Raw genomic sequence first — 26,876 nt, forward strand, 5'->3', positions numbered from 1 at the left:
TTGAATACCAAAGGAAGCGGCAGAGATGCATTTTCGTGCCATAACCCGAATCGTTGGACTGCTGGTCATACTCTTTTCCGGGACGATGATTCTCCCTGGGCTGGTGGCGCTTATCTACCGGGACGGCGCGGGGCGGGCATTTACCCAGACTTTCTTTGTTGCGCTGGCGATCGGCTCTCTGTTGTGGTGGCCTAACCGTCGTCAGAAGGGCGAGCTGAAATCACGCGAAGGATTTTTGATTGTCGTCCTGTTCTGGACGGTACTGGGAAGTGTCGGTTCTTTGCCCTTTATCTTCTCTGAACAACCGAATCTGAGCATCACGGACGCATTTTTTGAATCGTTCTCTGGTTTAACAACAACCGGAGCGACGACGCTGGTGGGACTGGATTCGTTACCGCACGCTATTCTCTTTTATCGCCAGATGCTGCAATGGTTCGGCGGTATGGGGATCATCGTCCTGGCGGTGGCTATCCTGCCTATACTGGGCGTCGGTGGGATGCAGCTCTATCGTGCCGAAATGCCCGGACCGCTGAAAGATAACAAGATGCGCCCGCGTATTGCCGAGACGGCGAAAACCCTGTGGCTGATTTATGTCCTGCTTACTGTGGCCTGTGCGCTGGCATTATGGTTTGCCGGGATGCCTGCATTTGACGCTATCGGACACAGCTTTGCGACGATTGCTATCGGCGGGTTTTCCACCCACGATGCCAGCGTGGGCTACTTTGACAGTCCTACGATTAACACCATCATTGCTATTTTCCTGCTGATTTCCGGCTGTAACTACGGTTTGCACTTCTCTTTACTCAGCGGGCGCAGCCTGAAAGTGTACTGGCGTGACCCCGAGTTCCGCATGTTCATTGGCGTTCAGCTTACGCTGGTTATCATCTGTACCCTGGTGCTGTGGTTCCATGATGTCTATAACTCCGCGTTGACCACGTTAAACCAGGCGTTTTTCCAGGTGGTGTCGATGGCGACGACGGCCGGATTCACCACGGACAGCATTGCACGCTGGCCGCTATTCTTGCCGGTGTTACTGTTATGCTCCGCCTTTATTGGCGGCTGCGCGGGATCCACGGGCGGTGGCCTGAAGGTGATTCGTATTCTGCTGCTGTTCAAGCAGGGCAACCGTGAGCTGAAGCGTCTGGTCCACCCGAACGCGGTCTACAGTATCAAACTGGGAAACCGGGCACTGCCGGAACGTATCCTCGAAGCCGTGTGGGGTTTCTTCTCGGCGTATGCGCTGGTCTTTATCGTCAGTATGCTGGCGATCATCGCGACGGGGGTGGATGATTTCTCTGCTTTTGCATCCGTCGTAGCAACATTAAATAACCTTGGGCCAGGCCTGGGGGTTGTGGCGGATAACTTTGCCAGCATGAACCCGGTCGCGAAATGGATCCTCATCGCCAATATGCTGTTTGGCCGTCTTGAGGTCTTTACGCTGCTGGTGCTGTTCACCCCAACGTTCTGGCGCGAATAAGGAGCCGTTGATGAAAACACTTATCCTTTTCTCTACGCGAGACGGGCAAACGCGTGAGATTGCTGCGTATCTGGCTTCCGAATTAAAAGAGCTGGGAATTTACTCTGATGTGGTGAACCTGAATCGTGTCGGACAGATTACCTGGCAGGATTACGATCGCGTGGTGATTGGCGCGTCAATTCGTTACGGTCATTTTCATCCGGCACTCGATCGCTTCGTGAAAAAGCACACCGCGGTGCTCAACAAATTGCCTGGCGCGTTCTACTCGGTCAATCTGGTTGCTCGTAAAGCAGAGAAGCGTACGCCGCAGACCAACAGCTACACGCGCAAGTTCTTGCTGAACTCTCCATGGCAGCCAGACCTTTGTGCCGTCTTTGCTGGTGCGCTGCGTTATCCTCGCTATCGCTGGTATGACCGCTTCATGATCCGTCTGATTATGAAGATGACGGGGGGCGAAACCGATACGCGTAAAGAAGTGGTTTATACCGACTGGTCGCAGGTGGCCAGTTTTGCGCGGGAAATCGCGCATTTATCGGGCGATTCGCGGGTTAAATAAGCGTTGAGTCTGAAAAGTGAGCGAACGAAAAGTTTTTTTAAATTTCCTCTTGTCACGTCGGAATAACTCCCTATAATGCGCCTCCACTGACACGGAACAACGGCACACACGCCGCCGGGTCAGCAGAGAAAAGCAAAATAAACGCTTGACTCTGTAGCGGGAAAGCGTAATATGCACACCCCGCGCCGCAGCGAAAACGAAGCGGCACTGCTCTTTAACAATTTATCAGACAATCTGTGTGGGCACTCAAAGTGACATGGATTCTTAACGTCCTCGGACGAAAAATGAATACCAAGTCTCAACGAGTGAACACGTAATTCATTACGAAGTTTAATTCATTGAGCATCAAACTTTTAAATTGAAGAGTTTGATCATGGCTCAGATTGAACGCTGGCGGCAGGCCTAACACATGCAAGTCGAGCGGTAGCACAGAGAGCTTGCTCTCGGGTGACGAGCGGCGGACGGGTGAGTAATGTCTGGGAAACTGCCTGATGGAGGGGGATAACTACTGGAAACGGTAGCTAATACCGCATAATGTCGCAAGACCAAAGAGGGGGACCTTCGGGCCTCTTGCCATCAGATGTGCCCAGATGGGATTAGCTAGTAGGTGGGGTAACGGCTCACCTAGGCGACGATCCCTAGCTGGTCTGAGAGGATGACCAGCCACACTGGAACTGAGACACGGTCCAGACTCCTACGGGAGGCAGCAGTGGGGAATATTGCACAATGGGCGCAAGCCTGATGCAGCCATGCCGCGTGTATGAAGAAGGCCTTCGGGTTGTAAAGTACTTTCAGCGGGGAGGAAGGTGCTGAGGTTAATAACCTCAGCAATTGACGTTACCCGCAGAAGAAGCACCGGCTAACTCCGTGCCAGCAGCCGCGGTAATACGGAGGGTGCAAGCGTTAATCGGAATTACTGGGCGTAAAGCGCACGCAGGCGGTCTGTCAAGTCGGATGTGAAATCCCCGGGCTCAACCTGGGAACTGCATTCGAAACTGGCAGGCTAGAGTCTTGTAGAGGGGGGTAGAATTCCAGGTGTAGCGGTGAAATGCGTAGAGATCTGGAGGAATACCGGTGGCGAAGGCGGCCCCCTGGACAAAGACTGACGCTCAGGTGCGAAAGCGTGGGGAGCAAACAGGATTAGATACCCTGGTAGTCCACGCCGTAAACGATGTCGACTTGGAGGTTGTGCCCTTGAGGCGTGGCTTCCGGAGCTAACGCGTTAAGTCGACCGCCTGGGGAGTACGGCCGCAAGGTTAAAACTCAAATGAATTGACGGGGGCCCGCACAAGCGGTGGAGCATGTGGTTTAATTCGATGCAACGCGAAGAACCTTACCTACTCTTGACATCCAGAGAACTTTCCAGAGATGGATTGGTGCCTTCGGGAACTCTGAGACAGGTGCTGCATGGCTGTCGTCAGCTCGTGTTGTGAAATGTTGGGTTAAGTCCCGCAACGAGCGCAACCCTTATCCTTTGTTGCCAGCGGTCCGGCCGGGAACTCAAAGGAGACTGCCAGTGATAAACTGGAGGAAGGTGGGGATGACGTCAAGTCATCATGGCCCTTACGAGTAGGGCTACACACGTGCTACAATGGCGCATACAAAGAGAAGCGACCTCGCGAGAGCAAGCGGACCTCATAAAGTGCGTCGTAGTCCGGATTGGAGTCTGCAACTCGACTCCATGAAGTCGGAATCGCTAGTAATCGTAGATCAGAATGCTACGGTGAATACGTTCCCGGGCCTTGTACACACCGCCCGTCACACCATGGGAGTGGGTTGCAAAAGAAGTAGGTAGCTTAACCTTCGGGAGGGCGCTTACCACTTTGTGATTCATGACTGGGGTGAAGTCGTAACAAGGTAACCGTAGGGGAACCTGCGGTTGGATCACCTCCTTACCTTAAAGAACCTGCCTTTGCAGTGCTCACACAGATTGTCTGATGAAAAGTAAATAGCAAGGCGTCTTGCGATTGAGACTTATACGTCCCCTTCGTCTAGAGGCCCAGGACACCGCCCTTTCACGGCGGTAACAGGGGTTCGAATCCCCTAGGGGACGCCACTTGCTGGTTCGTGAGTGAAAGTCACCTGCCGTCATATCTCAAAACTGACTTGCGAGTCATGTTTGAGATATTTGCTCTTTAAAAATCTGGATCAAGCTGAAAATTGAAACGACACACATGTTATGTGTGTTCGAGTCTCTCAAATTTTCGCAAGTCGATGATGAATCGAAAGAAACATCTTCGGGTTGTGAGGTTAAGCGACTAAGCGTACACGGTGGATGCCCTGGCAGTCAGAGGCGATGAAGGACGTGCTAATCTGCGAAAAGCGCCGGCGAGGTGATATGAACCTTTGACCCGGCGATGTCCGAATGGGGAAACCCAGTGTGATTCGTCACACTATCGTTAACTGAATACATAGGTTAACGAGGCGAACCGGGGGAACTGAAACATCTAAGTACCCCGAGGAAAAGAAATCAACCGAGATTCCCCCAGTAGCGGCGAGCGAACGGGGAGCAGCCCAGAGTCTGAATCAGCTTGTGTGTTAGTGGAACGGTCTGGAAAGTCCGACGGTACAGGGTGATAGTCCCGTACACGAAAATGCACAGGTTGTGAACTCGAAGAGTAGGGCGGGACACGTGGTATCCTGTCTGAATATGGGGGGACCATCCTCCAAGGCTAAATACTCCTGACTGACCGATAGTGAACCAGTACCGTGAGGGAAAGGCGAAAAGAACCCCGGCGAGGGGAGTGAAAAAGAACCTGAAACCGTGTACGTACAAGCAGTGGGAGCACCTTCGTGGTGTGACTGCGTACCTTTTGTATAATGGGTCAGCGACTTATATTCTGTAGCAAGGTTAACCGTATAGGGGAGCCGAAGGGAAACCGAGTCTTAACTGGGCGTTAAGTTGCAGGGTATAGACCCGAAACCCGGTGATCTAGCCATGGGCAGGTTGAAGGTTGGGTAACACTAACTGGAGGACCGAACCGACTAATGTTGAAAAATTAGCGGATGACTTGTGGCTGGGGGTGAAAGGCCAATCAAACCGGGAGATAGCTGGTTCTCCCCGAAAGCTATTTAGGTAGCGCCTCGTGAACTCATCTTCGGGGGTAGAGCACTGTTTCGGCTAGGGGGCCATCCCGGCTTACCAACCCGATGCAAACTACGAATACCGAAGAATGTTATCACGGGAGACACACGGCGGGTGCTAACGTCCGTCGTGAAGAGGGAAACAACCCAGACCGCCAGCTAAGGTCCCAAAGTCATGGTTAAGTGGGAAACGATGTGGGAAGGCACAGACAGCCAGGATGTTGGCTTAGAAGCAGCCATCATTTAAAGAAAGCGTAATAGCTCACTGGTCGAGTCGGCCTGCGCGGAAGATGTAACGGGGCTAAACCATGCACCGAAGCTGCGGCAGCGACACTATGTGTTGTTGGGTAGGGGAGCGTTCTGTAAGCCGTTGAAGGTGTCCTGTGAGGGGTGCTGGAGGTATCAGAAGTGCGAATGCTGACATAAGTAACGATAATGCGGGTGAAAAGCCCGCACGCCGGAAGACCAAGGGTTCCTGTCCAACGTTAATCGGGGCAGGGTGAGTCGACCCCTAAGGCGAGGCCGAAAGGCGTAGTCGATGGGAAACAGGTTAATATTCCTGTACTTGGTGTTACTGCGAAGGGGGGACGGAGAAGGCTATGTTAGCCGGGCGACGGTTGTCCCGGTTTAAGCATGTAGGCGGAGGTTCCAGGTAAATCCGGTACCTTATTAACGCTGAGGTGTGATGACGAGGCACTACGGTGCTGAAGTAACAAATGCCCTGCTTCCAGGAAAAGCCTCTAAGCATCAGGTAACATCAAATCGTACCCCAAACCGACACAGGTGGTCAGGTAGAGAATACCAAGGCGCTTGAGAGAACTCGGGTGAAGGAACTAGGCAAAATGGTGCCGTAACTTCGGGAGAAGGCACGCTGATATGTAGGTGAAGCCCCTGCGGGTGGAGCTGAAATCAGTCGAAGATACCAGCTGGCTGCAACTGTTTATTAAAAACACAGCACTGTGCAAACACGAAAGTGGACGTATACGGTGTGACGCCTGCCCGGTGCCGGAAGGTTAATTGATGGGGTTAGCGGCAACGCGAAGCTCTTGATCGAAGCCCCGGTAAACGGCGGCCGTAACTATAACGGTCCTAAGGTAGCGAAATTCCTTGTCGGGTAAGTTCCGACCTGCACGAATGGCGTAATGATGGCCAGGCTGTCTCCACCCGAGACTCAGTGAAATTGAACTCGCTGTGAAGATGCAGTGTACCCGCGGCAAGACGGAAAGACCCCGTGAACCTTTACTATAGCTTGACACTGAACACTGGTCCTTGATGTGTAGGATAGGTGGGAGGCTTTGAAGCGTGGACGCCAGTCTGCGTGGAGCCGCCCTTGAAATACCACCCTTTAATGGCTGGTGTTCTAACGTAGACCCGTAATCCGGGTTGCGGACAGTGTCTGGTGGGTAGTTTGACTGGGGCGGTCTCCTCCCAAAGAGTAACGGAGGAGCACGAAGGTTAGCTAATCCTGGTCGGACATCAGGAGGTTAGTGCAATGGCATAAGCTAGCTTGACTGCGAGAGTGACGGCTCGAGCAGGTGCGAAAGCAGGTCATAGTGATCCGGTGGTTCTGAATGGAAGGGCCATCGCTCAACGGATAAAAGGTACTCCGGGGATAACAGGCTGATACCGCCCAAGAGTTCATATCGACGGCGGTGTTTGGCACCTCGATGTCGGCTCATCACATCCTGGGGCTGAAGTAGGTCCCAAGGGTATGGCTGTTCGCCATTTAAAGTGGTACGCGAGCTGGGTTTAGAACGTCGTGAGACAGTTCGGTCCCTATCTGCCGTGGGCGCTGGAGAATTGAGGGGGGCTGCTCCTAGTACGAGAGGACCGGAGTGGACGCATCACTGGTGTTCGGGTTGTCATGCCAATGGCATTGCCCGGTAGCTAAATGCGGAAGAGATAAGTGCTGAAAGCATCTAAGCACGAAACTTGCCCCGAGATGAGTTCTCCCTGACCCTTTAAGGGTCCTGAAGGAACGTTGAAGACTACGACGTTGATAGGTCGGGTGTGTAAGCGCAGCGATGCGTTGAGCTAACCGATACTAATGAACCGTGAGGCTTAACCTTACAACGCCGAAGCTGTTTCGGCGAAGAGAGACAGAAGATTTTCAGCTTTGATACAGATTAACAGAATTTGCCTGGCGGCTTTAGCGCGGTGGTCCCACCTGACCCCATGCCGAACTCAGAAGTGAAACGCCGTAGCGCCGATGGTAGTGTGGGGTCTCCCCATGTGAGAGTAGGGAACTGCCAGGCATCAAACAAGTGAAGAGGCCATCCGGAAGGATGGCCTTTTTGCGTTTCTACGGCGCACAAACAAATCCCCCAACTCCTTGCTTATACGGTAAACTACCTCCGTTTTTGCATCAGGATAGCGTCTATGAACCACTCCCTTAAACCCTGGAATACCTTTGGCATTCAACGGAATGCTAAACAAATTGTACGTGCCGATACTGCACAGCAGTTGCTGGATGCATGGCAAAGCGCAACAGAAAATAACGAACCCGTACTGATTCTGGGCGAAGGAAGTAATGTCCTGTTTCTCGACGATTTTGCCGGAACGGTGATCGTCAACCGCATCATGGGAATTGATGTGGAAGAGCACGCTGATAGCTGGCATTTGCAGGTAGGGGCCGGAGAGAATTGGCATCATCTGGTGCAATTTACCCTTGAGAAGGGGATGCCAGGCCTCGAAAATCTTGCACTGATCCCAGGTTGTGCCGGATCGTCACCCATTCAAAACATCGGTGCCTACGGCATCGAACTGAAACACGTCTGCGAATATGTCGATTGTATTGAACTGGCGACCGGAACGGCTCAGCGCTTGACGGCCGAACAGTGCCGTTTTGGCTACCGCGACAGTATTTTCAAACATGAATACCAGGATCGCTATGTGATTGTGGCCGTTGGTCTGCGTCTGGCGAAAAACTGGAAACCTATCCTCACCTATGGTGATTTAACACGTCTTGACCCAGCAACTGCAACCGCACGTGAGGTGTTTGAGTCTGTTTGCCATATGCGAATGACCAAACTTCCCGATCCAAAAGTGAATGGAAATGCCGGGAGTTTCTTCAAAAACCCAGTCATTAGTGGTGAAAATGCAAAAGCATTTCTCGCTGGATGGCCTGCTGCACCACATTATCCGCAAGCTGATGGCAGCGTGAAGCTGGCAGCGGGCTGGCTCATCGATCAGTGCCAGTTAAAAGGTGCCACGAAGGGCGGGGCTGCAGTGCATCGCCAGCAGGCTCTGGTTCTGATTAACCAGGGCAATGCGACTGGCAGCGATGTTGTGCAGCTGGCACACCATGTCCGTCAGTGCGTGGGCGAAAAATTTAACGTCTGGCTGGAGCCAGAAGTCCGCTTCATTGGCCGCACTGGTGAAGTGAATGCCGTGGAGACCATCGCGTGAAGGATAATACCATCCCGTTAACACTGATTGGCATTCTTGCCGACGGTGAGTTTCATTCTGGCGAGCAGCTGGGTGAGCAACTCGGCATGAGCCGTGCCGCCATTAACAAGCACATCCAGACCCTCCGTGACTGGGGTGTGGATGTCTTCACGGTTCCCGGAAAAGGATATAGCCTGCCGGAGCCAATCCAATTGCTGAATGAAGAAGCGATCCGTAACCAGATTGGATATGGCAATGTTGCAGTGCTGCCAGTGATTGATTCGACGAACCAGTATCTTCTGGATCGTCTGCCTGAGCTGAAATCCGGAGATGCCTGTGTTGCGGAGTATCAGCAGGCCGGTCGTGGTCGTCGTGGCCGCAAATGGTTCTCGCCATTTGGCGCCAATCTCTATCTGTCCATGTACTGGCGTCTTGAGCAGGGGCCTGCTGCCGCTATTGGCCTGAGTCTGGTCATTGGCATTGTCATGGCAGAAGTTCTGCACGATCTGGGTGCTGATAAAGTGCGCGTTAAATGGCCTAATGATCTGTATCTGAACGATCGTAAGCTTGCAGGTATCCTGGTCGAACTGACAGGAAAAACAGGCGATGCTGCGCAGATCGTTATTGGCGCAGGCCTCAACATGGTGATGCGCAATGTACAAAATGATGTGGTGAATCAGGCCTGGACTAATCTTCAGGAAGCGGGGATCGTCATCGATCGTAACACCCTTGCCGTGCGTATGATTAAGGAATTGCGCAGCTCACTCATCCTCTTTGAACAGGAGGGGCTGGCACCCTTCCTGTCTCGTTGGGAAAAGCTGGATAACTTTATCAACCGCCCGGTGAAATTACTGATTGGTGATAAAGAGATCTACGGAACATCCCGTGGCATTGACGCACAGGGGGCGTTGCTCCTGGAGCAGAATGGCGTGATCAAGCCGTGGGTGGGCGGTGAAATTTCACTGCGAAGTGCTGAACAACCGGAATGAGTTAATTATGCGAAAACCCGTCTGCGCTACGCTGGCTGTGATGATGAGTTTGCTCTTCTCTCCTCTCTCTCAGGCGGGTCAGGCCTGGGAAAGTTATAAGGCACGCTTTTTCAAACCGGAAGGCCGCATTGTCGATACCGGCAATGGTGACGTTTCGCATACGGAAGGCCAGGGTTTCGCCATGCTGATGGCGGTGGCCAACAACGATAAACCCACGTTCGATAAGCTCTGGCAATGGACAGACAGTCAGCTTAAAAACAAAGAGAACGGCCTGTTTTACTGGCGTTATAACCCCGCAGAATCCAACCCGGTCACCGACAAGAACAATGCCTCAGATGGCGATGTGCTGATTGCCTGGGCACTGTTAAAAGCCGACGCGCGCTGGCATGACAAACGCTATAGCGCTGCATCGGATGCAATTACAAAAGCACTGATTGAGCACAACGTGATCCGCTATGCGGGTTACCGGGTGATGCTACCCGGTGTCCAGGGGTTTAACCTTGATGGTGAAGTGGTACTGAACCCTTCTTATTTCGTGTTTCCGGCATGGCAGGCCTTTGCCGGGCGTAGTCATTTAGCTGTCTGGCGTGAATTGATTAAGGATGGAGAACGCCTGCTGGGGAAAATGGGCTCGGGTAAAGCGAATCTGCCCACTGACTGGGTCTCTCTGGCTTCGGGTGGCAAGCTGGCTCCGGCCAAAGGTTGGGCACCGAGGATGAGCTACGATGCGATTCGTATTCCGCTGTATGTGGCCTGGGTTGATAAGCAAAGCCCACTGCTGACACCGTGGCGAGTCTGGTTCGGTCAATTTCCCCGGGAACAAACTCCCGCCTGGGTTAACGTCACCACTAACGAGTATGCACCCTACATGATGGAAGGGGGCCTGCTGGCAGTACGTGATTTAACGATGGGACAGTCTTCCACAGAACCCGAAATCACCTCAAATGATGATTACTATTCAGCAAGCCTGAAGATGCTGGTATGGATTGCCCAACAATAATCTGAGCATTCCCTCTCCCGGCGGGAGAGGGAAACAATGCCATTAGCATCTTACTGCGGATAAGGTACCCAATCTCCGCCGTTCAGGCGAACGTACGGTTTGTTCTGATACTGAATCACCACTGCGTTGGCGTTCTCAGAGACTTCTGCCGTTTGCGGCAGATTGCTGGTGAGCTGATCCCAGTTCACGCTATCTTCCACAAACAGCTTCCCGTCAACGGCACGGGCAACCAGTTCTGAGATAGCCAAATAGCTGGTTGGCTGGGTGATCTCAATCGGTGCGCCCTGATGGGGTGCCTTCATACCAAAGAATTTAATACCTGCAGGCACGTTGGTAATGGACGGGCTTGGGATATCACGCAGACCTGACACCTGCATCCTGTCGCCTTTCAGCGCGCCACCGTGTTCAGGTACCACAACCACCATCACTTTACGGCCTGATTTTTCCAGCTCCGTAAAGAATGCGTCCAGCTCGTCGAAGAGTTTCTGCGCACGCACCTTATAGTCTGCCGTTTTGCTCACGCCCGGGAAATGGTTACCGTCGTGAAGCGGCAGGGTGTTAAAGAATGTCGCACTGCGAGGATTATTATCCTTTTCGATGGTCTGCAGCCAGCGTTGCAGCACGGCGGTATCGTCATAAACAGGTGAACCGTCGAAGCCCAACAGAGAAACCGGCAGACCCGTTTGATCCATCAGCGGAGCCTGCATTCCCCCTTCCTGACGTACCTCTTTCAGGAAATCACCAAACACACCGTTATGACCCAGCATCAGATGCTGTGTAAAGCCCAGTTTTGCCAGGTTATCGAACAGATAGCACTGGTTTCCGGCCGGTTGATACAGGTTTTTATGTGATGGCTGGCCGCAGCTTGCGCGCAGCAGACGAATTGCCGCTGGGCCGCTGTACGAGGTTGCAGAGTTGAAATCTTTAAACTGAATGTCGAAATGTGACCACAGCGGATGCGACATCAAACCTGCAGCATCCACATCTGCCCACGAGAGTGAACAGATGTTGATCACCAGCAGTTCAAAGGGCTGAGCATCTGCCGGTAGCGCATCCGGGAACTTAGTCTGTCGCTTATCTTCCGCGGTATAGAAGCTGGAAAGCCAGGCATTCAGGTTAGTGGAGGTCGGCGGTGCGGTCTGAGTAGGGATATCTCCCACCACAGGCGTCTCGCTCGCCGTCGCGACGGTTGCCGCCGCACTGCCGCCGGTGGTGGTGACGGTTGTTGTCGGTTGACCCGCAGGCCACAGAGAAAAACCGGGGCCTGCAAGCGTCAGCACGTTAAGCCAGATCATAATGGCGACGACAAACACCGTGACGCGGATCCACTGTGACAGAAATAGCCATGCAACCAACAGCACAAAGACGGCACCAATCATCTGCCAGTTAATAAAGCGCTCGGTCAGGTCAAGGACATAGCTGGCGCTAAACCCGGCCACCTGCGATCCCTGGCTCATAATGCTGTCTGGCCCCGGTAGCCAGGTATCATGCCAGAACAGTGCAAAGCCGACAGGAATGGCCACCCAGTGGCGTAAGCGATGCAGCCTGATATTTGGCATAGGCATCAGCAGGAAGGCCATAAACACCAGGTTGAGAAGAGGATGGAAATTCAGATAGCCTGCCCAAAGCAGACCAAACTTCACCAGAAAGTAGAAGTTCCAGCCAGAAAGGCCGCGCCAGTATTGCCACAGCGGCGAGGGTGACGAAGCGGTATAGGTAGAATTAGTCATGTTTTCGGTCTGCCTTGACGTGTGATGCCCGTGTCAGTGTTCCGGCTGGTTTTACATAGCGAGGTTTTACAAACAGTATTCTGGCCGTATCGCGGATACGACGCAGTGAATGGCGCGCGTAGTAGCCAAGCGGGAAAAAGATCAGCGCGCAGAAAACGACCAGTTGAATGATATCGCTGATACTCATGATGGTGCGTTCTCCCCATTCTCAGTTAATAAGCGAAGGGGTTCCGGAACCCGACGCCAGACGTGTCCATCATGTCTGGCATTGAGAATCGGTTTAACCTCACTCTTGATAACGAGTGGTTTAACCCATTGTTCAGGCTTGAGGGCGCGCATCTGCACCAGCTCTGCACTGATAGAGTTATCTTCGAACCAGATCATACGGTTAGAGAAAATATCCCCGGTTGGCAGGGGGAAGATGTGGTTAAGCGCGGTATCAAGATCGTTTACCCGACAGAAGGATAAAAACAGTACCAGACGATTGTCGCCAATGGTCATGATGTCCCCAGTGCGGTTCGGGCGGCATAACGTGAGAGCCTGTTCAACGCGAATACCCGGTACAGGGCGCAGGGCAACCATGACCCCTTTTCCGTCTGCCGGAAGCAGCGTGTTATTCATCATGTTGCTGACGGCGTCGCAGAAAGTATCCCATTTTTGGTATCCACGCAGTTTCATCGGCTGCGTCATTGAGAGCAATGTGGCTACATCTTCCGGGACATGGCGGCTGAACTGCTGGCCCTGAACGCTTTCGATAAGCATCAGGCAGCGCGACAACGGCGCATTCCATGGAATGACCATATTTGCACCGCAGCCCAAAAGCAGACGCTCATCGGTGGCGCGCAGGCTGGTATTGTTTTCACGCACGATTATTTTTAATGCGCTTCCGCGCTGGCGGCGTAAGGTATGGATTTGCCTGGCCAGCGTCTCAATCTGGTTATTCTGCATCAACGAGAACACAATCGTTGCTGCCTGCGTTGTGCGGGCTTCATGAAAAAGCGCTTCGTTAGATTCAAACAGTGACCAGTTTTCTGACAGAGCAGGTGCTCCCTCTAAAACCGCAATATGGCTCAAAATACGTTTTTCATCACTACGTGGTTGCACCACGGTTTCTTCCTGCTTTGCCAGGTGCCACTTACCCTCGATATGTTTAAGGGTCAGCTGTTGCCTGGCGCTCACGCCTTTTTCATTACACCAGAATGCAATGTCGTAGAGATAGCTGCCCACCTGATCGCGCACACTTGCCAGACCGAACAGGGAACGATATTCACCCATTAAAAGTGAGAAGAGCTTGTCGTTATTACTGCCAGGATTGATTATCAATAGCGTGCAATTTTGAAATTTTGTCCATTTATTGATTTTTTCCAGCCAGGCCAGCAGTTTTTCTGCGGGGATATTTTGCAGGACGTTATTTGCACATTTAAGAATCACTAAATGGTGATCCGGATCAATAGTGCACTGAACGTCGCGGGACAAAAAGTATAGACTATCAACTTCCGCTGACATGGAAAATAATCGCACAGACTGCGGTCCGCGGTCACTTTCGAGCGAAATAATTTTCTTCGGGTCTTCGCCCATGCTAATGACGGCTACGCGGGAATCCTTATCCTGCGCGGCAATTGTCTGGTTTACCAGACTGATAGCATCTTCATTTCGGTCCGTATTAATCCACCAGACTCCTCCGACTGGCATGTGGCTCAATTCGTCCCATAATGACTGGATGCCAATAGAAAATATGGAGTCCACGGTGTCCCTCTTTTCGTCTAATTTATCTGTATCTCAGTTTACTAGCGAAAGCGTAGAAATAAACCTAACATTGAAATTAAAGAACATCAGATTTAGCATGTAAATGAAATTTGATAGGCAGGATGCCTCGCGACTTCTGAACATGCGATTTTACTCAAAGGGATGGAAGAGAATGGATAATAATGAACCCGGTACCCCAGTCGACTCAACCCTGGGTTACACATTCCAGAATGATTTTCTGGCGCTTACGCAGGCCTTTTCTTTACCTGAAATAGATTACACCGATATTTCCCAGCGGGAACAGTTGGCTGCGGCTATTAAACGTTGGCCGTTATTAGCTGAATTTGCCCATCAACAATAAGGGAGCCATTGATGGCCATACTCGGATTACAAGGCATCCGTGGCGGGGTGGGTACCACATCCGTGACTGCGGCGCTGGCGTGGTCATTACAGCTTTTAGGTGAGTCGGTGCTGGTTATTGACGCCTGCCGATAATTTGCTGCGTATGTCGTTTAACGTCGACTTTACACGTGAGGAGGGGTGGGCCCGCGCGCTGCTCGATGATAAAGACTGGCGGGATGCGGGTATGCGTTATACCTCCCAGCTTGATTTACTGCCTTTTGGTCAATTGACCACTGCGGAACGCGAAAATGAGGCGGCTTATCAGCGTCTGTTTTCGCAATTCACTCTTGCGCTGCAGAGCCTGAAAGAAAAAGGGCACTATAAATGGATCCTGCTGGATCTGCCGCATGGCTCCGGCACGCTGACCCGACAGCTTATCGCGCAGTGCGATCATGTCCTCTCGATCGTGAACGTCGATGCGAATTGCCATATCCGTTTGCATCAGCAAGGGCTGCCTCAGAATGGACATATTCTGATTAACGATTTACGCATTGGCAGCCAGATCCAGGACGATCTGTATCAGGTGTGGCTGCAAAGCCAGCGCCGCTTGCTTCCGATTGTCATCCATCGTGATGAGGGAATGGCGGAATGCCTTGCCTCTAAGCAACCGCTCGGGGAATACCGCAGCGATTCACTGGCGGCAGAAGAAATTCTGACACTGGCTAACTGGTGTCTGCTGAACTTCGCCAACGCGGCGGAGCCTGCGGGGAGTTCGGTATGAGTCGTCTCGCCAGCTGGTTACTCATCCCGCCGGTCAGTTCGCGTTTGAGCGAACATTACCGGCATTTTCGTCGGCATGGTGCTTCGCCATTTAGCGCCGCGCTCGGCTGTTTCTGGATGATTCTGGCCTGGATGTTCATTCCACTCGAACACCCGCGCTGGCAGCGCATACGTGCACGGCACAGTGAGTTATACCCGCATATTAACCCAGACCGGCCACGGCCTTTGGATCCGGCGCGATATCTTATTCAGGCCATCTGGCTGGTGGCAACGTCCCCCCGGTCGGAGAAAAAAGTGCCGCACTGGCGCAGCTTCTCTCGCGTTCAGCAGTTACGTGAGCGGTACCATCAGTGGCTGGATAGATTGCCCGATAGCGTTACCGATAAGACCAGCCATCTGGACAACCATAAAGAGCTCGGGCATCTCCACCCGGGCTTGCGGCGTTTTATTCTCGGCGTGATCGTCGTCTTCTCGCTCATCCTGGCGCTGGTCTGTATTACGCAACCCTTTAACCCGCTGGCACAGTTCACCTTCCTGATCCTGCTGTGGGGCGTGGCATTGCTGGTTCGCCGTATTCCGGGGCGTTTCTCAGCCCTGATGCTGATTGTATTGTCGTTGACCGTCTCCTGCCGTTACATCTGGTGGCGTTATACCTCAACGTTGAACTGGGACGATCCGGTCAGCCTGGTGTGCGGTCTGATACTGCTGTTTGCAGAAACCTACGCGTGGATTGTACTGGTGCTGGGCTATTTCCAGGTGATCTGGCCGCTCAACCGCCAGCCGGTTCCGCTGCCAAAAGATACCGCGCAGTGGCCGTCGGTTGATCTCTTTGTGCCCACCTACAACGAAGATCTGAGCGTGGTGAAAAACACCATTTATGCCGCGCTGGGTATCGACTGGCCAAAAGATAAACTCAAAGTCTGGATCCTCGACGACGGCAACCGTCCGGCGTTCCGCCAGTTTGCGGAAGAGGTGGGCGTCGAGTACATCGCCCGTCCAACTCACGAGCATGCTAAAGCCGGGAACATCAACAACGCGCTGAAGTATGCCACAGGCGAGTTTGTCTCGATCTTTGACTGCGACCACGTGCCGACGCGCTCGTTCCTGCAGATGACCATGGGCTGGTTCCTGAAAGAGAAAGAGCTGGCGATGATGCAGACGCCGCACCACTTCTTCTCGCCAGATCCGTTTGAACGTAACCTCGGCCGTTTCCGTAAAACCCCGAACGAAGGCACGCTGTTCTATGGCCTGGTACAGGACGGGAACGACATGTGGGATGCCACCTTCTTCTGCGGCTCCTGTGCGGTTATCCGCCGCAAACCGCTGGATGAAATTGGGGGTATTGCGGTTGAAACGGTCACCGAAGATGCGCATACCTCGCTGCGTCTGCACCGTCGTGGTTATACCTCTGCCTATATGCGTATTCCACAGGCTGCCGGTCTGGCAACGGAGTCACTCTCGGCGCACATTGGTCAGCGTATTCGCTGGGCACGCGGCATGGTGCAAATATTCCGTCTCGATAACCCACTGATTGGGAAAGGGCTCAAGCTGGCGCAGCGTCTTTGCTACGTCAACGCCATGTTCCACTTCTTGTCCGGTATCCCGCGGCTGATCTTCCTGACTGCGCCACTGGCCTTCCTGCTTCTTCACGCTTACATCATCTACGCCCCGGCGCTGATGATTGCGCTGTTTGTTTTGCCGCACATGATCCACGCGAGCCTGACGAACTCGAAGATTCAGGGTAAATACCGCCATTCATTCTGGAGTGAGATCTACGAAACGGTGCTGGCCTGGTATATCGCCCCGCCAACGATGGTGGCGCTGATTAACCCGCACAAAGGTAAATTTAACGTCACCGCGAAGGGTGGTCTGGTGGAAGAGGAGTATGTCGACTGGGTGATCTCCCGTCCGTATATCTTCCTGGTATTGCTGAACATTGTTGGCGTTATCGCGGGTATCTGGCGTTACTTCTATGGCCCGGAAAACGAGATCCTGACCGTGTTCGTGAGTATGGCATGGGTGTTCTACAACCTGATTATCCTCGGTGGCGCAGTTGCCGTGTCGGTAGAGAGCAAGCAGGTACGTCGTGCGCATCGTGTTGAAATCTGTATGCCTGCAGCGCTTGCCCGTGAAGATGGACATCTCTTCTCCTGTACCGTGCACGACTTCTCTGACGGTGGTCTTGGGATCAAAATCAACGGTCAGGCGAAAGTGCTGGAAGGGCAAAAAGTTAACCTGCTGCTTAAACGCGGCCAGCAGGAGTATGTCTTCCCGACGCAAGTTGTTCGTGTGGCCGGGGATGAAGTCGGTCTGCAGCTGATGCCGTTGACCAAAAAGCAGCATATTGATTTTGTGCAGTGTACGTTTGCCCGCGCGGATACGTGGGCTCTCTGGCAGGACAGCTTCCCGGAAGATAAACCTCTGGAAAGCCTGCTGGATATTCTGAAGCTGGGGTTCCGTGGCTATCGTCACCTTGCAGAATTTGCCCCGTCGTCGGTGAAAATAATTTTCCGGTCACTTACTTCGCTGGTTTCCTGGGTCGTGTCGTTCATTCCTCGTCGTCCTGAGCGGGATGAGGCGAAGCAGGCGGACCCGGTTATGGCTCAACAATGATGATAACGCGATGAAAACAAAACTTTCCTGGTTATGTGCAGTGGCAATGGGGATGAGTGCAATCCCCGCAACAATGGCTAATGCAGCACCTGATAACGCAGCGGCAACGCCTGCGCCAACGGTGCCTGTCGTCGCGCAAGCAACCGATGCGGTTGTCACTGCGGCACCCGGTCAAACAGAAAATATCACTCCTAACCAGCCAATGGAGGGGAACACCCTGCCGGCAGACAGCCAGGTCATTGGGCAGGTGATGCCGGGCGTTCGGGGAGCGAATGCGCCCGTTGTAGCGGACAATGCCCCGTCACGGGACGTGAAGCTGACCTTTGCGCAAATTGCGCCCCCTCCGGGAAGTATGGTGCTGCGCGGCATCAACCCTAACGGCGGTATTGAATTTGGTATGCGCAGCGATGAGGTCATCTCTAATGCGGTGCTGAACCTGGAATACACCCCATCGCCGTCGCTGTTGCCGGTGCAGTCTCAGCTGAAGGTTTACCTGAATGATGAGCTGATGGACGTTCTGCCCGTCACGAAAGAGCAGCTGGGTAAAAAAACACAGGCTCAGGTGCCGATCAATCCGCTGTTTATCACCGACTTTAACCGTATCCGTCTGGAGTTTGTCGGTCATTACCGTGATGTCTGTGAAAACCCGGCCAGCAACACGCTGTGGATGGATGTGGGACGCAACTCCTCGCTGCAGATGACCTACCAGTCACTGGCGCTGAAAAACGATCTCTCAGCGTTCCCCATTCCGTTCTTTGACCCGCGCGACAACCGTCCGCTAACCCTGCCGATGGTCTTTGCCTCTTCCCCGGATGTGACCGAGCAACTCGCGGCCACGATTGTGGCATCCTGGTTTGGTTCGCGTTCCGGCTGGCGCGGGCAGAGCTTCCCGGTGATGTACGATAAAATGCCGGACAGAAACGCGATCGTCTTTGCGACCAATGCCAAACGACCCGCTTTCCTGCGCGAGCATCCAGACGTCAAAGCGCCAACCATTGAAATGGTAAGCCACCCGGATAACCCGTACGTGAAGCTGCTGGTGGTCTTTGGTCGTGATGATAAAGATCTGGTACAGGCTGCAAAAGCGATTGCCCAGGGCAATGTCCTGTTCCGCGGTAGCAGTGTTGTTGTGGATGAAGTTAAACCACTGCTGGCGCGTAAACCTTATGATGCGCCAAATTGGGTACGTACCGACCGCGCAGTGACGTTTGGTGAGCTGAAAACGTATGAAGAACAGCTGCAGGCGACCGGGCTTGAGCCTGCGCCAATTAGCCTGTCACTGAATCTGCCGCCAGATCTGTACCTGCTGCGTACCAACGGGATTGATATCAATCTGAACTACCGTTACACCGCGCCGGTAACGAAAGATAGCTCGCGCATGGACATCAGCCTGAACAACCAGTTCCTGCAATCGTTCAGCCTGCAAAGCACGCAGGATACAAACCGACTGATGCTTCGTCTGCCGGTATTGCAGGGGCTGCTGGACGGTAAAACGGATGTCTCTATCCCGGCGCTGAAGCTGGGTGCGGTAAACCAGCTGCGCTTTGATTTCCAGTACATGAACCCGATGCCTGGTGGTTCGATAGATAACTGCGTGACCTTCCAGCCTGTACAGAACCACGTCGTGATTGGTGATGAGTCGACCATCGACTTCTCGAAGTATTATCACTTCCTGGCGATGCCGGATCTGCGTGCATTTGCTAATGCGGGCTTCCCGTTCAGCCGTATGGCCGATCTCTCTGAATCCATTGTCGTTATGCCAAAAGCGCCAAATGAAGGGCAGGTGACAACGCTGCTGGATACCATGGCGACCGTCGGCGCACAGACGGGCTTACCGGCAATTAACGTCACGTTGACTGATGATGGTAGCCAGATCCAAAACAAAGATGCTGACATCATGCTGATCGGTACCATCCCGGATAAGCTGAAGGATGACAAACGTATCGATCTGCTGGTGAAAGCGGCTCAGTCGTGGGTTAACACCCCGATGCGCCAGACCGAGTTCCCGAGCATCATGCCGGATGTTAACGATCGCCAGGCCAGCGTGAAGACGGCCGTAACGTCTCAGGGAGCCATGGCTGCAGTGGTGGGCTTCCAGTCACCTTACAACGAGCAGCGTAGCGTTGTGGCTCTCCTCGCGGACAGCCCGCGTGGGTATGAACTGCTCAATACCGCGATGAACGACAGCGGTAAACGTGCCGCGATGTTTGGTTCGGTATCGGTAATACGTGAGTCTGGCGTCAATAGCCTGCGCGTAGGTGATGTGTATTACGTCGGTCATCTGCCATGGTTCGAACGTCTGTGGTATGCGCTGGCTAACCATCCGGTTCTGCTCGCCATCCTGGCCGCGGTCAGTGTGGTTCTGCTGGCGTGGGTGCTGTGGCGTCTGCTGCGTATCATTAGCCGTCGTCGCCTGAACCCGGATGAGTAAGATGTGATGAAAGCCTTTCGCTGGTGTGCATTAGCAGCGTTGATGCTGGCGGCGCTTCCTCTTCGCGCCGCCTGTACCTGGCCTGCCTGGGAGCAGTTTAAAAAGGATTACATCAGTGAGGGCGGGCGTGTCATTGATCCCAGTGACACGCGCAAAATTACGACGTCGGAAGGGCAAAGCTACGCCTTGTTCTTTGCCCTGGCCGCTAACGATCGCAAAGCGTTTGACCTGTTGCTGACGTGGACGCGCGATAACCTTGCCAGTGGCACTCTCAATGACCACCTGCCGGCCTGGCTATGGGGACAGAAAGACAAAGAAAACTGGGCCGTTATTGATACCAATTCCGCCTCAGATGCCGATGTCTGGATAGCATGGTCACTGCTCGAAGCGGGCCGGTTGTGGAAGCATCCGGAGTATACCCGCACGGGTAAAGCACTGCTTAAACGCATTGCCAGCGAGGAAGTGGTAAAAGTGCCCGGTCTCGGCGCGATGTTGCTTCCCGGCAAAGTGGGGTTTGCCGAAGAGAAAAGCTGGCGCTTCAACCCCAGTTATTTACCTCCGCAGTTAGCGAGCTATTTCACGCGCTTCGGTGCTCCGTGGACGACCCTTCGTGAAACCAATCTCCGTTTGCTGCTGGAGAGTGCGCCGAAAGGTTTTTCGCCGGACTGGGTGCAGTATCAGAAAAACAAAGGCTGGCGGTTACAGCAGGATAAGACGCTGGTAGGAGGCTACGACGCTATTCGCGTCTACCTCTGGGTGGGGATGATGAGTGATAACGATCCCCAGAAGGCCCGGCTCCTGACGCGCTTCCAGCCAATGGCGGCAATGACAACGAAACACGGTGTGCCGCCGGAGAAAATGGATGTGGCGAGTGGAAAACGCACGGGTAAAGGCCCGGTCGGTTTCTCTGCCGCTATGCTACCTTTTTTACAACAGCGTGATGCCCAGGCGGTTCAGCGCCAGCGCGTTGCAGACCATTTTCCCGATAATAATGCCTATTACAGTTACGTACTGACCCTCTTTGGGCAAGGATGGGATCAGCATCGTTTTCGCTTCACCGCTAAAGGTGAATTAATACCGGATTTGGGCCAGGAATGCGCAAGTTCACAGTAAATCTACTCAGTTTATCGCTTGGCCTGGCATTGATGCCGTTGGCTCAGGCCGCTAACTCTCCGCAGCAGAGACAACTGCTGGAACAGGTTCGGCTGGGTGAATCAACTCAGCGTGAGGATTTGGTTCGACAGTCACTCTATCGCCTTGAGCTGATTGACCCGAACAACCCTGACGTCATCGCCGCACGCTTTCGTTACCTGCTTCGTCAGGGTGATACCGCTGGTGCGCAAAAAGAGCTTGATCGTCTGAAAGGGATCGCACCGGGCTCCAGTGTTTATCAGTCATCACGTAATACGATGTTGCTCTCCACCCCTGATGGCCGCCAGCAGCTACAGCAGGCCAGATTGCTTGCTACGACGGGGCACACTCAGGAGGCGATTGCCGCCTATGACAAGCTGTTTGACGGCAACCCACCGAGTGGCGATCTGGCGACGGAATACTGGAATGTCGTGGCGAAAGATCCTGCCCGCCGTAATGCAGCGATTAACCAGCTCAAGAAAATAAATACCAGCAGCCCCGGAAATACGCAGCTGCAGGCGACGCTGTCTCAGCTTCTGTTCCAGAGCGGACGGCGCGATGAAGGCTTTGCGGTGTTGCAGGAAATGGCCAAATCCACCAATGGCCGTAATCAGGCGTCAGATTTGTGGTATGAGCAGATAAAAGGCCAGCCTGCCAGCAGCGCCAGCGTGAGCGCGTTGCAAAAATATCTGAGCGTGTTCAGCGACGGTGATAATGTCGCGGCGGCACGCTCACAGCTTGAAGCACAACAAAAACAGCTTGCTGACCCGGCGTTCCGTGCGAAAGCGGAAGGGCTGGCCGCGGTGGATGCCGGACAGAGCGGTAAGGCGGTAGCTGAGCTGCAAAAAGCCGTCAGCGCCAACCATGCCGACAGTGAGGCGGTGGGGGCCCTGGGGCAGGCTTATTCCCAGAAAGGCGATCGCGCCCGCGCAGTGGCACAGTTTGAAAAGGCGATTGCGCTCGATCCGCAGAGTGATAACCGGGGTAAATGGGACAGTTTGCTGAAGGTCAACCGTTACTGGCTGCTGATCCAGCAGGGGGATGCGGCGCTGAAGGCGAATAACCCGGCGCAGGCAGAGCGTTACTATCAGCAGGCACGTAATATAGACAATACCGACAGTTATGCCGTACTGGGGCTGGGAGATGCCGCAGCCGCGCGTAAAGATAACGACGCGGCAGAACGTTATTATCGCCAGGCGTTACGTATGGATAGCGGCAACAGCAATGCGGTTCGCGGACTGGCCAATATTTACCGCGCGCAGTCGCCGGAGAAAGCCTCGCAGTTTATCCAGTCGCTGTCTGCCAGCCAGCGCCGGAGCATTGATGATATTGAACGTAGCCTGACCAACGAGCAGCTTTCGGCCCAGGCAGAACAGCTGGAGAATCAGGGTAAATACGCCCAGGCAGCAGAAATTCAGCGTCGCCGTCTGGCACTCTCTCCTGGCGACGTGTGGATAACATACCGACTGTCGCGCGATCTCTACAGCGCGGGCCAGCGTAGCCAGGCGGATACCCTGATGCGTCAGCTTGCCAGCCAGAAACCGTCTGACCCGGATCAGGTGTATGCCAGCGGACTGTATCTTTCCGGAAACGATCAGGACCGGGCTGCCCTGGTGCATCTGGACACGCTTCCGCGTAACCAGTGGAATAGTAACATTCAGGAACTGGCCGACCGCCTGCAAAGTAACCAGGTGCTGGAAACCGCCAACCGCCTGCGCGACAGCGGCAAAGAGCAGGAGGCAGAAAATCTCCTTCGCCAGCAACCGACCTCCACTCGAATTGACTTAACCCTGGCAGACTGGGCACAGCAGCGCGGCGATCTTAATGAGGCAAAAACGGCTTACAGTGCCGTGTTGCAGCGTGAGCCGCAGAACGAAGATGCGCTTCTCGGTCTGACTGAAATTTACAGTGCGCAAGGTGATAAGGATGCCGCGCGCGCCGAGCTGGCAAAATTGCCAGCCGCACAAAATGGTCAGCCGTTATCGCTCAATATGCAACGCCGGATTGCGATGGCGCAGGCCGGTCTGGGTGATTCCGCTGCCGCAGAACAAACATTCAACAAAATCATCCCGCAGGCCAAATCGCAACCCGGTTCCATGGAAAACGCGCTGGTATTACGTGATGCTGCGCGTTTCCAGGCACAAAACGGCCAACCTCAGCAGGCGCTGGATACCTATAAAGATGCGATGGTCTCGTCTGGTATCACGACGACGCGCCCGACCGACAACGACAGCTTCACCCGTTTGACGCGTAATGACGAAAAAGATGACTGGCTGAAGCGCGGCGTGCGTAGTGATGCCGGTGATTTGTACCGCCAGCAGGATGTTAACGTCACGCTGCAACATGATTACTGGGGCTCCAGCGGTACGGGCGGTTATTCCGATCTGAAAGCGCACACCACCATGCTGCAGGTTGATGCCCCGCTCTCTGATGGGCGTATGTTCTTCCGCAGCGATCTGGTCAATATGGACGCCGGATCGTTTGAGACGAAGGACGGGAAGTACGATCCGACCTGGGGTACCTGTTCTGCAACACCGTGTAGTGGCAACACCCATCAGTCAGACAATGGCGCGAGCGTCGCCGTTGGCTGGCAGAATAAAACCTGGGCGATGGATATTGGTACCACGCCAATGGGCTTTGATGTCGTCGACGTGGTGGGCGGTGTCAGTTACAGCAGCGATCTGGGGCCTATCGGCTATACCGTTAACGCCCATCGCCGGCCAATTTCCAGCTCTCTGCTGGCCTTTGGTGGGCAAAAGGACACAAATACCGGCACCACGTGGGGTGGCGTACGCGCTACGGGTGGTGGTGTGAGTATCAGCTATGACAAAGGTGAGGCGAACGGCGTCTGGTCGAGCCTGAATGCGGAAACGCTGACGGGGAAAAATGTGGAAGATAACTGGCGCGTCCGCTGGATGACGGGTTACTACTACAAGCTGATTAATCAAAACAATGAGCGCCTGACGGTCGGTGTCTCCAACATGCTGTGGCACTACGATAAAGATCTGAGCGGATACTCTCTGGGTCAGGGCGGCTACTACAGCCCGCAGGAGTATGTCTCCTTCGCCTTGCCAGTGACCTGGCGTAAACGCACGGAAAACTGGTCCTGGGAGTTGGGTGGCTCGGTATCCTGGTCTCACTCAAAAACCAAAGACGGCATGCGTTACCCTATCCAGAGTCTCATCCCGGATAACCAGGTGGATGCTAATGGTGACCCGATGTATACCGATAAGCATAATCCTGAAACGGGCAGCAGCTCTTCGGGTACGGGTTATACCGCACGAGCCATTATCGAACGCCGGGTGACCTCCAACTGGTTTGTAGGCATGGGCGTGGATATTCAGCAAGCGAAAGACTATACCCCAAGCCATGCGCTGCTGTATGTACGCTACTCTGCTGCAGGCTGGCAGGGCGATATGGACTTACCGCCGCAGCCGCTTATCCCTTACGCGGACTGGTAATCGGATTTTCCTTAATCCATTTGTAAGTCTCTCTTAATAGCGTAGCAATCGGGTATACTCAGGCGCGCCAGGTTTACACCCTGGTGCGCCCTGCGCTTCGAGTTTTGTGGAGAGTCATTTTGCGTGTCAGCCGTTCTTTAACGATCAAACAGATGGCGATGGTGTCTGCCGTCACCATGCTGTTTGTCCTGCTCTTTTGCGTAATTTTGCTGTTTCATTCTGTACAGCAGAATCGCTATAACACGGCTTCGCAGTTAGAAAGTATCGCCCGCTCGGTGCGAGGCCCACTCTCCGCCTCTATTCTGAAAGGGGATATTCCCGAAGCGGAAACCATTCTGAAACGCATTCAGCCGGCCGGTATTGTGAGCCGGGCCGATGTTGTATTGCCCAACCAGTTCCAGGCGCTGCGGATGAGCTTTATCCCGGAACGCCCGGTCCCAATGATGGTGATGCGCCTGTTTGAACTGCCGGTGCAGATTTCACTGCCAGTCTATTCGCTTGAGCGTCCTGCTAATCCGCAGCCGTTGGCCTATCTGGTTTTACAGGCGGACTCATACCGCATGTATAAGTTCGTCATGAGCTGGGTAGTTACGTTAGTGACCACTTGCTTACTTATGACACTCATTCTGAGCGTCGCGCTGACCTGGTGTATCAACCGGCTGATCGTCCATCCGTTGCGCCATATTGCCCGGGAGCTGAACACGCTCTCTCCACAGGACCAGATGGGTCATCAACTGAAAGTACCGCGTCTTCATCATGACGATGAAATTGGTATGCTGGTGCGCAGTTATAACCTCAATCAGCAGCGAATCCAGCGCCAACAGGATGAGTTAAGCAACAGCGCCACCCGCTTCCCGGTGTCCGAGCTTCCCAATAAAGCCTTTTTGATGGCGATGCTGGAGCAGACCGTTGCGCGTCAGCAAACCACGGCGCTGATGGTCGTCGCCTGCGAGACCCTGCAGGACACGGCTGGCGTGCTCAAGGAGAGCCAGCGCGAAATACTGCTCCTGACGCTGGTGGAAAAAGTGAAGTCTGTTATTGCTCCTCGCATGGTACTGACCCAGGTCAGCGGTTATGACCTGGTCATTATTGCCAACGGTGTGAAAGAGCCCTGGCATGCGATCACATTAGGTCAGCAAGTACTCACTGTCATTAATGAACGGTTGCCTGTTCAGGGTATCCAGCTTCGTCCAAGCGCCAGCATCGGCATCGCGATGTACTATGGCGACTTGACCGCGGAACAGCTATATCGTCGCGCGTTCTCGGCGGCGTTTACCGCCCGGCGCAAAGGGAAAAATCAGATCCAGTTCTTCGACCCGGAACAGATGGAAAAGGCGCAACAGCGCCTGACCGAAGAGAGCGACATTCTGACCGCGCTGGATAACCGCCAGTTTGCCCTCTGGTTACAGCCGCAGGTGAACTTGCTGACGGGAGAAGTGAAAAGCGCTGAGGCGTTACTGCGTGTGCAGCAGCCGGATGGCTCATGGGAGTTGCCGGAGGGGCTGATTGAGCGGATCGAATCCTGTGGTCTGATGGTCACCGTCGGTTACTGGGTGCTTGAAGAGTCCTGCCGTCAGCTAGCTGCCTGGCAGGAGCGCGGGGTAACGCTGCCGCTGTCGGTCAATTTGTCAGCCCTGCAGCTTATGCACCCGACCATGGTTTCAGAGATGCTGGAGCTGATCCATCGTTACCGAATCAAGCCTGATACGTTAACCCTGGAAGTCACTGAGAGCCGACGCATTGACGACCCTAATGAGGCGGTCGCGATCCTGAAACCGCTGCGCAATGCCGGCATTCGCATTGCGCTGGACGATTTTGGCATGGGATACGCCGGGCTACGTCAGCTTCAGCACATGAAGACCCTCCCGGTGGATGTGCTAAAAATTGACAAAGCGTTTGTCGACGGCCTGCCGGGCGACAGCAGCATGGTGCAGGCCATTATCCAGATGGCGCGCAGCCTGAATCTGCATCTTATTGCCGAAGGAATTGAAACCGAAGCGCAACGCGTCTGGCTGGCAGAAGCGGGCGTGGAGAGCGGACAAGGCTTCCTTTTTGCCCCTGCTGTTCCTTCGGATGTCTTTGAACAACGATACCTTTCTGGCCCTGACAATAACGCAAAAGTGTAATTTTGTTGCTGGCTTGTGCGAGT

Annotated in this window: 14 protein-coding genes, 1 tRNA gene, 3 rRNA genes and 1 pseudogene; 16 read left to right on the top strand and 3 right to left on the bottom strand. The window is 53.9% G+C overall.

Features of this window, described 5'->3' with window-relative positions:
• Window positions 1-25 precede the first annotated feature (25 nt).
• The 9 genes from trkH to AC0XWG_RS08595 all read left to right on the top strand — a co-directional run bounded on the left by trkH (window position 26) and on the right by AC0XWG_RS08595 (window position 10,493).
• On the top strand, window positions 26-1,477 hold the full coding sequence (trkH, locus tag AC0XWG_RS08555) for a Trk system potassium transporter TrkH (protein ID WP_023309600.1): 1,452 nt from the start codon (window positions 26-28) through the stop codon (window positions 1,475-1,477).
• 10 nt (window positions 1,478-1,487) lie between these two features.
• On the top strand, window positions 1,488-2,033 hold the full coding sequence (hemG, locus tag AC0XWG_RS08560; RefSeq protein ID WP_028018162.1) for a menaquinone-dependent protoporphyrinogen IX dehydrogenase: 546 nt from the start codon (window positions 1,488-1,490) through the stop codon (window positions 2,031-2,033).
• A 355-nt stretch (window positions 2,034-2,388) separates the two neighbouring features.
• Window positions 2,389-3,928 (top strand): 16S ribosomal RNA (locus AC0XWG_RS08565).
• Window positions 3,929-4,013: 85 nt separating this feature from the next.
• Window positions 4,014-4,089, top strand: a tRNA-Glu gene (locus tag AC0XWG_RS08570).
• A 192-nt stretch (window positions 4,090-4,281) separates the two neighbouring features.
• Window positions 4,282-7,186 (top strand): 23S ribosomal RNA (locus AC0XWG_RS08575).
• Between the two features lie 70 nt (window positions 7,187-7,256).
• A 5S ribosomal RNA gene (gene rrf, locus AC0XWG_RS08580) occupies window positions 7,257-7,372 on the top strand.
• Together the 16S, 23S and 5S rRNA genes with 1 tRNA gene alongside form the textbook arrangement of a ribosomal RNA operon.
• 124 nt (window positions 7,373-7,496) lie before the next feature.
• Window positions 7,497-8,525: a UDP-N-acetylmuramate dehydrogenase gene (gene murB / locus AC0XWG_RS08585; RefSeq protein WP_128348979.1), complete on the top strand. Its 1,029-nt coding sequence runs from the start codon at window positions 7,497-7,499 to the stop codon at window positions 8,523-8,525.
• A complete protein-coding gene (birA, locus tag AC0XWG_RS08590; RefSeq protein WP_028018365.1) occupies window positions 8,522-9,493 on the top strand; it encodes a bifunctional biotin--[acetyl-CoA-carboxylase] ligase/biotin operon repressor BirA in 972 nt (323 codons plus the stop codon). The genes murB and birA overlap by 4 nt, the downstream gene beginning before the upstream one ends.
• 7 nt (window positions 9,494-9,500) lie before the next feature.
• On the top strand, window positions 9,501-10,493 hold the full coding sequence (locus tag AC0XWG_RS08595) for a family 8 glycosyl hydrolase (protein ID WP_475680526.1): 993 nt from the start codon (window positions 9,501-9,503) through the stop codon (window positions 10,491-10,493).
• Between the two features lie 50 nt (window positions 10,494-10,543).
• On the opposite strand, the gene bcsG is transcribed toward AC0XWG_RS08595, so the two are convergent.
• Genes bcsG through bcsE form a run of 3 tightly spaced genes read right to left on the bottom strand, consistent with a single transcriptional unit; the run spans window position 10,544 to window position 13,969 of the window.
• Entirely contained in the window at window positions 10,544-12,223 is a 1,680-nt protein-coding gene (gene bcsG, locus AC0XWG_RS08600) for a cellulose biosynthesis protein BcsG (protein ID WP_128348977.1), read from the bottom strand.
• Window positions 12,216-12,413 carry a cellulose biosynthesis protein BcsF gene (gene bcsF, locus AC0XWG_RS08605; protein WP_028018362.1) on the bottom strand — a complete coding sequence of 66 codons (198 nt, stop codon included), beginning with the start codon at window positions 12,411-12,413 and terminating at the stop codon, window positions 12,216-12,218. Before bcsF ends, bcsG begins: the two co-directional genes overlap by 8 nt.
• Window positions 12,407-13,969, bottom strand: coding sequence for a cellulose biosynthesis c-di-GMP-binding protein BcsE (gene bcsE / locus AC0XWG_RS08610; RefSeq protein WP_475680527.1), 1,563 nt, complete (start codon window positions 13,967-13,969; stop codon window positions 12,407-12,409). Before bcsE ends, bcsF begins: the two co-directional genes overlap by 7 nt.
• 172 nt (window positions 13,970-14,141) lie before the next feature.
• Between bcsE and bcsR the strand changes: the two genes are divergently transcribed.
• From bcsR to hmsP, 7 genes and pseudogenes are all read left to right on the top strand, one after another.
• Complete coding sequence (gene bcsR / locus AC0XWG_RS08615) at window positions 14,142-14,330, top strand: cellulose biosynthesis protein BcsR (protein WP_008503237.1); 189 nt, start codon at window positions 14,142-14,144, stop codon at window positions 14,328-14,330.
• A gap of 11 nt (window positions 14,331-14,341) precedes the next feature.
• A pseudogene (gene bcsQ / locus AC0XWG_RS08620) lies at window positions 14,342-15,092 on the top strand (cellulose biosynthesis protein BcsQ).
• Window positions 15,089-17,704 (top strand): UDP-forming cellulose synthase catalytic subunit, encoded by a 2,616-nt coding sequence (gene bcsA / locus AC0XWG_RS08625; protein WP_257247748.1) that lies wholly within the window; start codon window positions 15,089-15,091, stop codon window positions 17,702-17,704. The pseudogene bcsQ and the gene bcsA overlap by 4 nt, the downstream one beginning before the upstream one ends.
• A gap of 10 nt (window positions 17,705-17,714) precedes the next feature.
• The gene (gene bcsB / locus AC0XWG_RS08630; protein ID WP_257247747.1) at window positions 17,715-20,135 is read left to right on the top strand and encodes a cellulose biosynthesis cyclic di-GMP-binding regulatory protein BcsB; all 2,421 of its coding nucleotides are present in this window, start codon (window positions 17,715-17,717) and stop codon (window positions 20,133-20,135) included.
• Window positions 20,136-20,141: 6 nt separating this feature from the next.
• A complete protein-coding gene (gene bcsZ, locus AC0XWG_RS08635) occupies window positions 20,142-21,248 on the top strand; it encodes a cellulose synthase complex periplasmic endoglucanase BcsZ (RefSeq protein ID WP_475680767.1) in 1,107 nt (368 codons plus the stop codon).
• A complete protein-coding gene (gene bcsC / locus AC0XWG_RS08640) occupies window positions 21,230-24,727 on the top strand; it encodes a cellulose synthase complex outer membrane protein BcsC (RefSeq protein WP_475680528.1) in 3,498 nt (1,165 codons plus the stop codon). Before bcsZ ends, bcsC begins: the two co-directional genes overlap by 19 nt.
• Before the next feature lie 119 nt (window positions 24,728-24,846).
• Entirely contained in the window at window positions 24,847-26,853 is a 2,007-nt protein-coding gene (gene hmsP, locus AC0XWG_RS08645; RefSeq protein ID WP_028018355.1) for a biofilm formation regulator HmsP, read from the top strand.
• The last annotated feature ends 23 nt before the right edge of the window (window positions 26,854-26,876 follow it).

The organism is Enterobacter sp. DVT3837 (assembly GCF_056238685.1).